The sequence below is a fragment of the Arcticibacterium sp. SM2516 genome, assembly GCF_057914865.1.
Map to the genome: position 1 here is coordinate 579,275 of NZ_CP195290.1, position 15,158 is coordinate 594,432.

Below are 15,158 nucleotides of genomic sequence, written 5' to 3' on the forward strand. Positions count from 1 at the left end.
GTGTAATTCTGGTTGGCTAAGGAGTCCAATAAAATCTTAATAAAAGTAAAGAATATCTCCTAAAACGTGGAATAATGCATTGTGGTAGGTGAATATTGATAAATAATCGACTAAAATGGACGATGTTTTATAGCTTTTGGATTATAATTTACAAGCTCTCTTGCCTATTGTCTCTAATATTGTTCTATCAATTTATTGAGTCAAAATCAAAATTTATTTTTTAACCCTAACGGCAAATTTTTATGACAAAATTTAAACATAATCTAAGAAATCTGTATCACTTTTTGAGTCTATTTTGGATAATAGGCATTCTTGCTTCAGGAGCCATTACACCAGTATTTGCTGCTGAAAAAGTATCAGAGATTAATGCAAAGGTAACAGGGAAAGTTGTGTCTTCTAGTGACAACCTGGGAATGCCAGGCGTAAATGTTTTAGTAAAAGGAACCCAAAAAGGAACTTTTACTGATGGCGGAGGAAACTATACTATAGATAATGTAGATGCCAATGCAATATTGGTTTTTAGCTTTATAGGTTTCGAAAGTCAAGAGGTGACTGTTAACAGTCAGACAGTAATTAATATTGCTTTACAGGAAGATGACCGATTACTTGATGAGGTTGTCGTTGTAGGTTATGGAACGGCAAAAAAGGAAACCTTAACAGGAGCTGTAGAACAAATTACATCAGAAGCATTCGAAGATTTAGCAGTAGGAAGCCCTGCCCTAGCTCTTCAAGGTAGAACTCCTGGATTAGTTGTTAGCCGTAGTTCATCTAGACCAGGTGATGAAGGTGTTAGTTTTCTTATAAGAGGAGCCTCCTCTATTAATGGAATAGCTCCTCTTATTGTTATAGATGGTATTCCATCTATAAATGCATCATCTTTTAATGATATGAACCCTAATGACATTGAAAGTGTCAGTGTTTTAAAAGGAGGGTCTGCATCCGTATATGGTTCTCGTGCTGCTGGTGGCGTTATTTTGGTGACTACTAAAAAAGGAAAAGGCGATGTTAAAGTTGAATTAAGTTCAGTTTTTCGTATGGGTACAGTGGGTATTCGTCCACCATCACCAACAATGTCTGAATATGGACAGCTTTATTTAGCGGCGGTTGATGAAGATTTAGCATCTAATAAACCTCCTCGCTATTTCTTTTGGAATGATCGTGCAACGGTAGAAAGAATTGCTTCTGGTGAAGAAGGATATTATGATTTACCAATTAATGGAAACATATGGTTAGGTAATTCAGCCAAATTTGATGAGATGTTTGGTAACTCAGCTTCTAATCAAACAAACCTTAGTGTTTCTGGTGGTACTGCTAAAAGTAATTATCGTATATCTGCTGGCTATGATAAAAATGTTGGTGGTTTAAAAGTTGCTGATGATACTGCTGATAAATATAATTTTTCAGCAAATTATGGTATTGACGTTACTGATAGATTAAGTCTAAACACTAACATTACTTATTTTAATAATAAATTTTCTGGGCCTGCGGCAGGTTTAGCTAGAGAAGCTGCTACTTGGGATGCTCCTTTATTTCCGACTTATAATGCAGACGGACAATACTATGCCAATTTTGGGGGAGTCAATATTACTGGTGATAGAAATGCCATAGCCCAAGTTAAAGATGCTGGCCGTGAAAGCTTAACGAGAGAGCAGTTTAAAATATCAGCACAGGCTACTTATAAATTAACTGACCATTTAAACCTTACCGGCTCTTATGCCCTTAGTAAGCAAAATAGCGTTTGGCAAAGATATGCAGTCTCAGTACCGCTATATAGTTGGCAAGGAGGTTTCTCTAATAATATAAATAATACAACTTTTATTGAAGAAGGAACTGGGCCTAGTGGGAGAGATGGTAACATTACCTATAACAATTATAAAGCAGTTTTAAACTATACTAATAGTTTTGGAGACCATAATGTGTCTGGATTAGCAGGTATAGAAGCAGAGAAAAACATACTTGATGAGTATTATTTAAGAAGAAATGGTTTTGTTGATTATGGCGTATACGACATAAATATTGGAGCAACTGATCAACTTGTTTCAACTTCAGGTGGAGGTAGTACTTGGGGAGCTTTCGGTTACATTGGACGTTTAAATTATGATTTCAAAGGTAAGTATTTACTAGAATTGCAAGGTAGACGAGATGGGTCTTCAAGATTTGCAGAAGGAAGTAAATGGTCTAATTATGGTAGTATATCAGCTGGTTGGGTCTTGTCTAGAGAAGGTTTCTTAGAACACAATGATCTGATATCCTTCTTAAAAATAAGAGGAGGTTATGGTGAATTAGGAAGTACCTCAGGTATTGGTGATTTCGGATATTTATCAACAGTTGGTTTTGGTACTACTGTTTTTGGTCAAACTAATGCTTCACAACAGGCAACTTCAAGAGCTAGTAGTTTATTTAGTAGTACTACAACATGGGAGCGTATTGCTACAACAGAAATTGGTGTAGACTTCGGATTGTTACAGGATAAATTGTTTGGTTCATTTGACCTATACAAAAAAAATAATATTGGTATGCTAGTTAGAGGGATTTTGCCTCAGACACTAGGAACCTCTGCTCCATTCACTAACATAGGGACTTTAGAGACAAAAGGATGGGAAGCTATGTTAGGCTGGAGAAACAAAATTGGTAATGATTTAGATTTAGCCATAAGTGCTAATATGAGTGATAGCAGAAACGAAATCACTAAATATGATGGAGCACAATCTATTGTTGAGAACTTAAATGCTGCAAGTGCTGGTAGAAACATTTTGGGAAAACCAATTAACTCATTTTATTTATGGGAAACGGATGGATATTTTGGCTCTCAAGAAGAAGTGAATGCCTATTATTCCAGTCTTAAGCCTGGAGGAATTTTACCTTCACAAACCTCTAATGACGCTTTACGTCCTGGAGACATGAAAGTTGTAGACTCTAATGGAGACGGAACCATTAACACTGATGACTTAACATACATGGGCGATAATGCTACCCATTATGTATATGGTTTAAACTTTGATTTAAAGTATAAGAACTTTGATTTAAGTGGTTTTTTCCAAGGAGTTCTTAATCAGCAAATCTATAGAACAGGTTATTTTGCTCAACCTTTTCAGGCAGAATGGCAGAACCAATCTAATACTTGGTTAGGTAGAACATGGACAGAAGATAATACAGACGCGGAGTTTCCGAGATTAACAACGCAACGTGGATTGTCTAGCTGGAACTATAGAAGTAAAGACCATATATTACAAAACAACAGATATTTGAGATTGAAGTCTCTCATTGTAGGTTATAATATTAGAGGGGTAAAATTGGGTAAAACATCTGTTGATAACATACGAATTTATTTATCAGGAAATGATTTATTCGAATTTACCAGTGTAAAAGACGGCTATGACCCAGAATTTAGAGAAAGTACAAATGAAAGTGTTTATCCATTTATGCGTACTTGGGCAGCGGGCTTAAAAATATCCCTTTAAGCTTAATTTCAATCAAAAAATTATAGAATAATGAAAAGAATAATAAATATAATTATACCATGCGTAATGGTGCTCTTTACATCTTGTGAAGATAAGTTTATAGATTTAACACCTCCCGCTTCAATAACAGACGATGTTTACTATACCAAAGCGGAGCATTTTTTAACAGGTTCTAATAGGTTTTATACCAACCTGATAAGATGGAATGACCAAGGCATATATTCGGGTCATGGCTCTGATTTAGTTGGCTATACCGAAGACGGTGGTATGCAAGAATATAGTAGAGGAGATACTCAGGCAGCAGCGGAAGATGCCTACTATTCAGCTCCTTACGCTGCTATTCGTGACATGAATCTTTTATTGGCAAGAGCAGAGGCCTATGAAGGAAATGATATTGATGCGTATGTAGCTGCCACTAAATTTCATAGAGCTTGGCAGTATTTCTTTTTAGTTCAGCGATTTGGAGGTGTTACCTTAGTAACAGAACCTTTAGATGTTGATTCAGAAGCACTTTTTGGAGCACGTAATAGCAGGTACGAAGTGGTTGCTCAAATTTTATCTGACTTAGATGATGCTATAGCAGGTTTGCCTGCAGAACAGGATATTGCAGGTGGAGATAAAGGGAAAATAAGCAAATGGGCAGCCATGGCATTTAAAGCAAACGTGCTATTGCATGAGGCTACTTGGATGAAATATGTTGGTACAAGTACGGATGGAGATGGCACAACAACAGGAGCTGGTAGTGCAGGTTTTTCTGAATCTAACATTAACACTTATCTTAAAGAAGCCGTTACCTTAACTAAAACAGTAATGGATAACGGTGGTTTTGAACTTTGGGATCACAATGAGCAACTTGATAATTTAAGTTCAAACTTCTTATTTAATCTTGAAGATGGTGGGTCTAACCCAGGTGGATTTGATAAGGCAACTAATAAGGAATTTATTCTTTATAATAAGTACGATTTTACTTTCAGACAGGCCGGTACTTTAGTAAGTCACGTTTATGAAGGGCGTATGAAACCAAGCAGAAAAATGATTGATATGTTTTTATGTGATGATGGTTTGCCTATAGCTCAATCTCCAAAGTTTCAAGGTTATGCAAATACACCTGATGAGTTCCAAAACAGAGACTATAGAATGAGGGCATATTTTACCTATCATAAAAATCTTGGTGAGGTTCCTCAAAACGGCGATGTGCTTTTAAATGGAACAAATAATTTCGGTTACTTCAATTCGAAGTTCATGACTTGGAAATATGGAACCGATGAGGCTTATAGAGCGACAACGACTGAAGCTTATGACATGCCTTTAATACGTTTGGCAGAAGTATATTTGATGTATGCCGAAGCTCTTTATGAGTTAAACGGTAGTTTAACGGATGCTCAAATGGCTGAGTCTATTAATTTGGTGAAAGCCAGAGCTGGTTTACCTGGAATAACAAACGCCTTTCTATCTGCTAATAACATGGATATAAAAACTGAAATTAGAAGAGAGCGAACTATTGAGCTTTACGCAGAAAGTGGAACAAGGTTTAATGACCTTAAACGTTGGGGTATTGCGGAGCAAGAATTAGGCGAAACTATATATGGTGCTGTTATTGAAGGTACGGTGTATGAAGGTAACAAGGCCTTATATGATCCATCTAAATATGGTTACGGAGAAGAAACCACTATGACTGGAGTTGGTCAAAGAAGGTGTCTTATCGTACAGCCTTCTGGAATTCGTAACTTCACTAAAGATGATTATTTATTCCCATTGCCTACATCTCAGACGGGGTTAAATGATAATTTAAGACAAAATTCAGGATACTAAATGGTTCGAAATCCTGGTTGGTTATAAAAGAATACAATAGTTGAATAGGTTTAGGAACGGCTACGGACATTTGTCTGTAGTCGTTTTTTTTTTGTCAATGTCTAAAGAATGGGGAGTGCTTCGCTAGGGACTATTTCTGGTCCTATTTTATACCATAATTTGTTCCTGGACCTGAACCATATTTTTCAATAAGATTTTTACTCACAAGTTCAGATAGTATCTTTTTAACTGTGGGATTTGGAATGTTTAGTTTAATTGCTATTTCACCTGACTTTGTTCCAGGATGAACTGAAATAAATACTAAAATAGATTTTTCTTTTGGTGAAAGACTTGATTCTATTCCTTCAGTATTAAGTTTTGCCATAAGTTGATTTTGAATATTAATTAAGGCATCAAAGAAAAAATGTATCCATGGAGTAATTTCTTCTCCAGGTCGCTGAGCTTGACACTTTCTTAATTCTTGATAATATTCTACTTTTCGGTTTTCTATTTCATGTTCAAAACTTACATATTGAATCCATTTATATCCAAACTTTATTAGTAATAGAGATGAAAGCAATCGACTAAGTCTGCCATTACCATCTTGAAATGGATGAACACTTACGAATTCGTAACAAAATATTGCGGTTTTTACTAATGGATGTGTTTCTAGGTCATTAGTATACCATTCTATTAACGCTCTCATTGCATCTTCAGTTTCTATTCCCGGTTTAGCTGTTTCAAAAATTATTTGCTTTGAGCCATCTGGGAATGTCGCTTCTACACTATTGCTAAGTTGTTTGTAATTTCCTTTATGCCAATCGTCCTTAGCACTATATTTTAGTAATCTATGGTGTAAGTTTTTAAGAGAATTTTCCGTTATGTCAATTCCGTCATTAGATTCAGAAATTAAATCTAAAACTTCAAAATAACCAGCAACTTCTTGAGAGTCTCTATCTTCTAATTTGTCGATGCTTAAATCACTTAATAGAACATTAACTTCGTCATTACTCATTTTAGAACCTTCAATTCTTGTAGAAGCACCGACACTTCGTACTGTTGCTATTGCTTTTAGTTGTTTTAGACTTTGACCTTCTTTTTTTTCGATTGAGGTCCATTCTGCGTCAAACCTGTCTATTTTGCTAATGATTGAAATTAATTTCCAATCGATTTCAATATTTAATGTGTGTACTTGGTTCATATTATAACAAAGTTCGTTAGCATACTTTCAATAAATATACGATAAGATACGAAAATATGCGATAATGATACGATATGAATTTGAAGATAATGATACGTTGGGATACGAAAATATACGGTAATGATACGTTTCAAATTACGCTTAACGGTTTGTAGATGGTGCGTATCCCGCAGGGTGCAATGCACCATACACCTTTTTATGTGTAGTTTTTTTTATTTCATATTCAAATTTCAGAACTCTTAAATTCCATAAAGTTAAAGTTTGCGTGGCAGTAATTCTATCATTTACACTTCTTACCACTAACTTGTCTTTAAATGATTTAATGAACTTAGTCCATAATTGTCCTTTTGAATCCTTCAGCAAAAAGTAAAACCCGCTATCTCCAATTTCTTGTCCTGCGGAATCTAGTATGAGATCCCCATTTTTCCCAATTTTAGGAGTTAAAATGACTGTTGCATTTCCATTTGGCAAAGGAAAAATTGCTTTGATACATGTCTTACCTGATGGTATGGTACAAGTTTCATAAACACCTGAATAAACTACTTGCCCCGTCGATTTAAATGCTCGAAGCCAAATCGTTCTTTTAACTTCATTTGTTTTAGAATCGTGTAGTTGAATTATTTCACTTGTCAATCCTGATGAGTCCTCTACGTTTTGAATTGGAACATTTAATTGTTCTATTCTTTTACTAAAAATTATTCTTACCAAAATGCCGAAACCTTTAAATATTGGATTCCATTTTGCTTTTAATCTAAGGTCATAATTAGATGTATTCTCATAAAAGTCAATCACATCTTGGGATAAAGCCTTTAGTTCATCTGTGGACAGATTTAACTGGTCGATTGATTTAATTAATCCCTTGTCTATTTTTTTATTATCAATTACTAAATGTTCTTTTTCTGCTAATTGCTTGATGAATTTATGACCAATACCATTTGAGCCTCCAAAAGGGCCTAAAAGCCATTTATAATTTGTTCTATCAATTCTCTTCCCAAAAGCAATAACCCATTGCTGAGTAATCCAATCTTGTATGCTTTGTTTTTTATGTGCTATTCCCATTTTACTAAACCCCTTAAGTGTTGGGAATAAAATTTGATTCTCCTTTCCACTGACCAAACTCGGCCAAAGGTTTAAATCTTAAAGTAGTGAACTCAAAATGGAAGTCTTTTCTTTCTCTTTCTTTCATTGCAGCGGAATGTCTTTTAGGATTTTCAACCGCACTATGACCATGAACCATATCTGTCATTTCTTTTTCCGTTTTCCAAAGTGAAAAAGTTGAGACTGTATTCGGAAACTTTACTGATGCCAATGAAAGAGTAGTTCCTGGATGGTCTCTTACTAGTTTTTCTACAGGTTTTCCCCAATGTATAAATCTAGGTACAGCAAAAGGTTTCATTCTTGCTATTGTTACAGCAACTACTGGAGAATTTGGACTTTCCAATTTGTCTTTATAATCGGGTATTTTGAAACCACTAAACTTTCCCCATTCTCTAATAAAAGACAAACGCACGTGCCATCCTTTTGCTAGAATTCTTCCAAAATTGTCATGTTCCAAATAATTTTCAAGTGCATTTTCATTTTCCCATTGTATAAAAATTGCTATTTGACCTATTAGAACTCTAGAGGGAGAAAAGATTGGAGAACCTAAGGTCATCGCTGTCATGGATTCTGAGTGAATCAATCCTTTAATGTTATTGGAAATTGGATTCGAGAATATTCTCTTGATTGCGTCAAAAAAAGGAAGTTCTACTAAATGATAAGAGAATATATTCACTTTGACTGAATTAATAGTTCGATGTCATTTTTTTAATTACACATAGCGAGCTTATATCTGCATCCCCTTTTTGGTTGGTATTGTGTAATATACAAACCCGCCTTTTACGGATAATAAATGTAGTAAAAATACCTAGTCCAAAGGATTTTTGAGTCTTGTAAATTGATGCGTTGCTAAGTGGGAGTAGATTGAATTTCAAACACAGCTAAAGCGTCTCAAGAAAAAAGGCTACAATGCTGGCCGTCGGTAAAAGCTGTCAGCAAAATTCAGTCTTTAATGTTGCTAAATAATACTAGTAGGTGTCAAGTCTACAATTAAACACTTATTATTCTGTTTCAATCTTAAAGACCTTGAAATTGTCAATAGTCATGTGATTTTTAACCGTTCTAAAACCAAAATACCCTGACGTATAAGGGTTTTCGTCGGTGAAGTCCACAAACAGGACATCGTCTTTATAGTATTGGACTGTGTTGTTCTTGGCTATAATCTTTATGTGGTAGGTTTTGTTTGGTTCTAGCATGTATTTGCTGTCTTTTAAATCATGTTCAGGTAGGAGAGGCCTTTCTCCGTTTCCTATGTACCTTCTAAACCTAGTGGTGCCATTGTCGTTTCCTCCTACACCCATATAGTATAATTTTAGGGAGTCATAATTTGAGAACTTGCCACCCCGTTTTTCTGATGCTGCAAACAGGTTTTCTGGATTCTGCGGGTCGTTGGCCATCCAAAAACAATTGAGGTCTGAAACACGGTCGTTGGCTCCTCCGTTTTGAATGATAAATACATCATATTCAATGCTAATAGCCCCTTCTAGTTTTTTATCTAACCAAACCGTACAGCCAGAAACATCGTCTATTTCTAGTTTACTTTTATTGATCATAGTATTGCCTTTAGGCATTTGCTCTACTTTCCAGTTTTCTAATCCTTTGTCAAAATCATCTTCAAAAATGAGTTTACTCGTGTAAGTTTTATCATTGATAATTATCTTTTTAGAGTTGACATTGCAAGAAGATAGAACAACAATGAGTGAAAAAAAGCATATAGAGAGCGTAAAAATCAGATGTCTACTTTTCATGATTTGTGATTAATTGGTTTGTTATTAATGGAATTTACTGGCGTCTGATTAAATTCTTAACTTAGTGAAAAGTGGCCTTTAATTGTCTCAATAGCCACTTTTTCTGAATTTTCAAAAAATGTCCCCAACCTTTTCTCGGCTCACTTTCCAGTGGGGAGTTCATTTTTTTTTGAAAAAAAACGAACCAAAAAAAACGGCACGGCAGCGGCCGACCGCCTGTAAACTCACACATCCCAAATTCTAATAACCAATTACTAATAAAACAACCTTCTGATTTCAGAATTTAGTCTGTGATCAAACAGTACAGGGCGATATAAGGAATTCATGCTGTTATTTTTTTTCTCGGATGCTAGTAGTTGAAGTTTATGGTTCGGTAGAAAAAACGGCCGCTGGTAAGCCTTCTTTGTTATAAAGGTTTGCACCTTCAGGGTTTCCAGACCAACCGTATCTAACATTTATTGGCTTTAGTACATTTGCATTCCACACCTCAATTTTGTTAAAAGCATTTATTTTGGCCTCGGCCGATTTCCAAACACCATCTACACCGGCAATCTCGAACCATTTTAAAGGCTCGTTTACCGGGATGGTTGGGTCCATCAAACTTTTGTAACCAACCATTAATCCAGAACCCACCTCCATAAATTCTATCTCAATTTTGTTACCATCAATGGTCTTAGTTTTGTACAAAGGACCGCTTACAGCAGCTACTTCGATATTATAATCTTGTTGCAGAGCCCAAAGAGCGAGTCGCTTACCCGCATCCATTTTGTTGTGTGGGTGTATGTCGCGTGGTTCGCCAATATCATACAGCACAGCCATGCCTGTGTTTGGAAGCTTTAAAGTTCTACGTAATTTGTCATTGACGGTAGCCCAGCCTTTGTCGGCGGTGTCATTTCCGCGATTGCAAGCCGCCAGTTGTGCCCAATAAAATGGGAAGTCGCCCTGATTCCAATCTGCTCGCCAACTGTTTATCATGGTGGTAAACATGGTTTCGTAGTCATTCGGCATATTTACGGCATTACTCTCGCCTTGGTACCAAATAGCTCCTTTTATGGCATAGGGTATAACAGCATTGAGCATGCCATTATACAGCGTGGCTGGCACTTGCATATCTTTAAGCGGATGCACTTTAGCTTTTTTGCTACCTGTAGGTTTTGCTTGGCTCTCCCAATTCTCTATACTGTTTTCTGTTTCCTTCCTACTGGCCAAGAAGTATTCTCTTAGGTTTTGGTCAGCCAAAAAGGCCTCTTCCGAAATCCAAGGTTGAATTCTTGTTCCTCCCCATGAGCATTCCACCAAACCTATGGGCACGTTGAGCTGTTGTCTTAATTCTTTTGCAAAGAAGTAGCCTGTTGCAGAAATTTTCTTGACGTCTTCTCCTTTGGCACTTATCCATTTACCACTAAAATCGGTTTGTTTTTCATATACGGAAGTGTTTTGAAGAACTTCAATGTGCCGAAGTTGGTTGTCGTTTGCTTGTGCAACTTCATTTCTTACGTATTCAACTAAGGGTTGGTGTTTGGGGTCTTTAGAGTTGTTTAAAAACTTTTCAAGGGCAAAATCCATATTAGATTGTCCTGTGCAAAGCCAAACCTCTCCAGACAAAACATCATCAATTAATATTTTATTCTTTCCAGAAACGGTGATCTGGTACGGGCCACCTGCTTTGGGTGTTTTTAAAGTCAATTTCCATGCTCCGTTTTTGTCGGCTACCGTACTTGCTTTCTTTCCCCAGCTACCTTTTATGGTAACCTTTTCGCCTGCATCCGCCCAACCCCAAATTGGAATTTTTGTTTCTCGCTGTATCACCATGTGGTCTGTGAAAAGAGCATTCAACTTAACATCCGCAAAAACAAATTGGGGATAAAGGAATAAGACTAGAAGGACTAATTGTAAGTGTTTTTTCATGAATTTAAGGTTGAACCCGCTTTATACATTAAAAAATCTCCCGATAGCTATCGGGACCGTAACTAAATTGCTTCAAATCAGTTCGTAAACTCATTTAAACTCAATCACCAGAGCGGTGCTATGCTAATCTCGTTTAAATGTCTGATTTATTACACTTTAGCTACTCATTACAATTCTCCAATGCATAAACCGGGTTGAATTTATATTATTTAGTTTGGTTCCAGAGTCTGTATGGGTCGTCATGTTGCTCCATTTGTTCCAGTAGCAAAGCCTCCATTTCTGCTAGTTTTACAGCGTATTTTGGGTTCTCCGCTAAGTCAGTTTCCATTTCACCTGATTTGTGGTGTTCTGGTAAATACTCATTTGGATTTTTGGCAAGGTTAAACAGCTGTGTTTCTCTTACAGCTCCATCCATTACATCATATTTTATGAGTTTCCAGTCACCTTTTTTGACGGTACGCATACCGGGTTTGGTACCACCGGCATAAACGCCATACATCACATCTCTAATTACTGATTTCTCACCTTTCAGTACTGGTAAAAAACTCTTTCCTTCTACTGTTTCTGGAATTTCTATGCCAGCCAGTTCACATAAAGTTGGGAGTAAGTCTAACTGATAAATATTGCCCTCGGCACGTTTATTAGCCGCTAAGCCAGGCCCTTTTATGATAAAAGGAACACGCCAAGTGTGCTCATAGAGGTTTTGTTTTCCTTGTAGGCCATGTCGTCCTATGGCCATACCATGGTCAGAAGTATAAATGATGTAGGTATTATCTAATTCGCCCAGTTCTTCTAGTTTTTTGAGTACTTTACCTAACTGAATGTCAATATTTTCAGAGCAAGCGTATTCTCTCCCTAGTTCATTTCTAATGGTATTTTCGTCTCTGTTTTTCCATACGCCACTTACACGCTCTTCATCTCTTAATTCTGGATGTCCATGAAAGAAAGGGTGAGCTTCTAGGTAGTTGTCTTGTAAAACTGGTTGCTTAGGATTGGCCAATGGAAGGCTGTTTTCGTCTTTATGATTTACTGCTCCATATTTTTCTAATAGTTCCGGTGTGCCATCTCTGGTATCGTGAGGGTGCGAGAATCCTAAGTAAACAAAAAACGGGTCTTCCTCTTTTGTGGCTTTTCTATCATCCAAATATGCTAATACTTGTTTGGAGTGCCATGCACTACCACTTTCTTCCGTTCCGCCTCTTTTGGTAGCATCGTGTACTACGGTAAACTGTTTGTTGGCACCGGGGTATGAGTTTCCACTTTTACAGGTTCTCATGGTTTTGTATCCGGCTCTATTAAAAACGGCTCCTATGGTTTGCTCATCTAAAAAGTGAGACCCTGTTTGTTTTTGAAACTCAGCACTGGGAGGTAAATGCCATAGTGTTCTACCAGACATCGTCATATGTCTAGAAGGTGTACATACAGCTCCATTCATAGAACCCATGTGTCTTGCAGACTCTATCACAATACCTTCTTTTGCCAATTGGCTAATGTTTGGCGTTTCTAAAATTGAGTTTAGGTCATAGGTTTGTAAATCAAACGGCGATTGGTCATCAGCCAATACAAAAAGGAAATTTGGTCGCTTTTGCTCTTTTGACCCTTTATTTTTGTCTATGCTTGTAAAGCAAAAAAATAGGGATCCAAAAATTAAAAGTACTATGGCGGAGTTTTTCATTTTGTAAACTTTTGTTTAATAGGTTATTATGGTACTTGTGGGCTATTTTAACAATTCTTTTAAGGTCCAGTAGTCTTCTCTATCGCCAGTTTCTGCTCTTGCTTCTCTTACTATATTTCTATGAACACCGTCTTCATTGTTCATGGCTCTTATATAAGTCAATACATCCGCAATCCAATCGTCACTATTGCTTTTTAAAGGCATCATAATACCGTATTCTTTTCCTTCTATCGGGCCAATGAGTCCATTTAAGACTATTTTACTTAGTATTTTTTTATCCCCATTCACGCGTTCACTTCCAATAAGTGATGGAGCTATAAGGGAGCCGTCTTCTGTGGCAATACCTATTAGGTTTGGTCCATGGCATGTAATACATAGCTGCTTATAAGAGTCGTACCCTCTTAAAATGCTTTGCTTTTCACCCAGACTCCTATCGGCAATTTGCTCTTTTAATTTTGCCAAAGCGGAATCATCTTTTTTAAGGCTTTCTGTTACAGCGTGTGATACTATTTCGTTTTCATAATACATATCTGCTATTTTATTCAGCAAGTCAGTAGCTTTTTGGTCTTTACTATACCTCAAACTTAAGGCAAGTTGATTGACCACTTCAATATTCGAATCTTTCAATAAGCTGCTTAGGCTAGAAATGATATTTACATCTCCATTTCTTAAGAAGTTCTCACTTAATCTGATGGCGGTAATGCGTACCCTTGGGTCTGAATCTTTTAATTTTTTGGTAATTAGTTCTTTGTCAATCACGCCCATGCCCTCAAGTGTCCACAGTGCGTGCACTCTTTCTATTCCAAAGTCTTTGTCACGGTTAAACAATTTATCAAAAAACGACATATTGCTGTCAGCTATATGCTTCAATTCCTCCACAGCAGACTTGTCGTCCATTAATATCAATAGCTTTTGAGCAGTGTTACGATACCAACCATTTGGGTGGCCCAAATATGGAATTAATTCAGATGCTGATTTACTTAAAAGCTTAGGTTGAGCATCTGGGGTAATGTCTTCATGCACAATCCTGTAAATCCTTCCTCTTCCAATGTTCTTATCCAGTTCTTTTCTAATAATCACAGGTCTTAGCGAACTTCCTTCTCTCGTCCAATTGCTCTCTTGGATAATTCCTCTGTACATATCTACGATGTACAAAGCACCGTCAGGGCCAGTTTTTGCTTGCACTGGTCTGAAATTGAGGTCAGTAGATGCCATGAATTCGGTTTTATCATAGGCGTTATAAAGTACTTTTTTACCATTTTCGGTTTTTACTTTAGCTCTTCTAATTAGTCGACCAACTGGCTCAGGAATAAACAAATCGCCGTAGGTAGAAGGAGGGAGTTTATGCCCAAGAAAAATCTCTTGACCTGCTACGCCTGTGAAATGGTTTAGCGTGTTGTCTTCTCTAAGCCTTTTTGGGCCACCCTGTACATCTGGAGTGCCCACAATAGGCCAAGGCTCTATAAAACCTTTTGATAATCTACCTTCTGGGTCATAATTGCCGTAGGCAGGAGGCTGTTGGAATCCATAAGCTGGGTTTTCACTCCCTGCAGATGAGTAATAGTTAATCCCCATTTCGTCTTGCGTAAGTCCCCACTGGCCACTCGGCATGTTTTCAAGGGTGTCTACTTGTATGCCTCCAGCTTGAAATTTAAAACGCATGGGATTATAAGTGGTATAAACCCAGTTGTCCAAGTTCCAAACTAATCCGCTTTGCTGATGTTCTAAATTTCCTCCTCTACGGTTTGGGTTATAATAAACACGTTCTTTTTTGTCGGCTACGCCGTCATTATCAGTGTCTTTATAACTCCATAAATCGTAAGAATAAGTTTCGTTTACTATCAGCTCGTCTTTGAGCGGTAAAATCATTCTCGGCAACATCAGACTATCTATGAACACGGTGCTTTTATCCATTTTGCCATCACCATCCGTATCTACCAATAGTTTTATTTTACTGATGGCGTTATTGGTACCGGAGCCATCCACATCTTGCATGTAGGTGTTCATTTCTGCCACATACATTCTTCCGTCGCCATCCCAAGCTATGGCCACAGGTTCATTTACCATGGGTTCGCTAGCTACCAAATCTACTTTGTATCCCACGGGCAAATGAAAAGTTTTCATGCTTTCTTCAGGAGAAAGAAAAGTGGATGGTGCTTCCTGAATTATTTCAGGTTTCTGGTATATTTTGTCAGCATATAAATGCTTTATACAACCACTTAGGGCTAAAATTCCTAGGAGGAATACGTAATTTTTTTTCAGTTTCATTTAATGCT

At 37.0% G+C, this 15,158-nt stretch carries 9 protein-coding genes; 2 read left to right on the top strand and 7 right to left on the bottom strand.

All coding sequences use genetic code 11. The features are described from left to right. Positions 1 to 242 precede the first annotated feature (242 nt). On the top strand, positions 243 to 3,461 hold the full coding sequence (locus ACSBFT_RS02525) for a SusC/RagA family TonB-linked outer membrane protein (protein WP_489603276.1): 3,219 nt from the start codon (positions 243 to 245) through the stop codon (positions 3,459 to 3,461). 30 nt (positions 3,462 to 3,491) lie between these two features. Beyond that, complete coding sequence (locus ACSBFT_RS02530; RefSeq protein WP_489603279.1) at positions 3,492 to 5,273, top strand: RagB/SusD family nutrient uptake outer membrane protein; 1,782 nt, start codon at positions 3,492 to 3,494, stop codon at positions 5,271 to 5,273. A 142-nt stretch (positions 5,274 to 5,415) separates the two neighbouring features. On the opposite strand, the gene ACSBFT_RS02535 is transcribed toward ACSBFT_RS02530, so the two are convergent. From ACSBFT_RS02535 to ACSBFT_RS02565, 7 genes are all read right to left on the bottom strand, one after another. Further along, positions 5,416 to 6,453 (bottom strand): Fic family protein, encoded by a 1,038-nt coding sequence (locus ACSBFT_RS02535; protein ID WP_489603281.1) that lies wholly within the window; start codon positions 6,451 to 6,453, stop codon positions 5,416 to 5,418. A 141-nt stretch (positions 6,454 to 6,594) separates the two neighbouring features. Beyond that, the gene (locus tag ACSBFT_RS02540; RefSeq protein WP_489603282.1) at positions 6,595 to 7,512 is read right to left on the bottom strand and encodes a hypothetical protein; all 918 of its coding nucleotides are present in this window, start codon (positions 7,510 to 7,512) and stop codon (positions 6,595 to 6,597) included. Between the two features lie 13 nt (positions 7,513 to 7,525). Beyond that, complete coding sequence (locus ACSBFT_RS02545; protein ID WP_489603284.1) at positions 7,526 to 8,227, bottom strand: hypothetical protein; 702 nt, start codon at positions 8,225 to 8,227, stop codon at positions 7,526 to 7,528. A 325-nt stretch (positions 8,228 to 8,552) separates the two neighbouring features. Further along, complete coding sequence (locus ACSBFT_RS02550; RefSeq protein ID WP_489603285.1) at positions 8,553 to 9,299, bottom strand: DUF6250 domain-containing protein; 747 nt, start codon at positions 9,297 to 9,299, stop codon at positions 8,553 to 8,555. 363 nt (positions 9,300 to 9,662) lie between these two features. Beyond that, complete coding sequence (locus tag ACSBFT_RS02555) at positions 9,663 to 11,207, bottom strand: sialate O-acetylesterase (RefSeq protein ID WP_489603287.1); 1,545 nt, start codon at positions 11,205 to 11,207, stop codon at positions 9,663 to 9,665. A 205-nt stretch (positions 11,208 to 11,412) separates the two neighbouring features. Further along, entirely contained in the window at positions 11,413 to 12,882 is a 1,470-nt protein-coding gene (locus ACSBFT_RS02560) for a sulfatase family protein (RefSeq protein WP_489603289.1), read from the bottom strand. 42 nt (positions 12,883 to 12,924) lie between these two features. Next, entirely contained in the window at positions 12,925 to 15,150 is a 2,226-nt protein-coding gene (locus tag ACSBFT_RS02565; RefSeq protein ID WP_489603291.1) for a DUF7133 domain-containing protein, read from the bottom strand. Between the last annotated feature and the right edge of the window lie 8 nt (positions 15,151 to 15,158).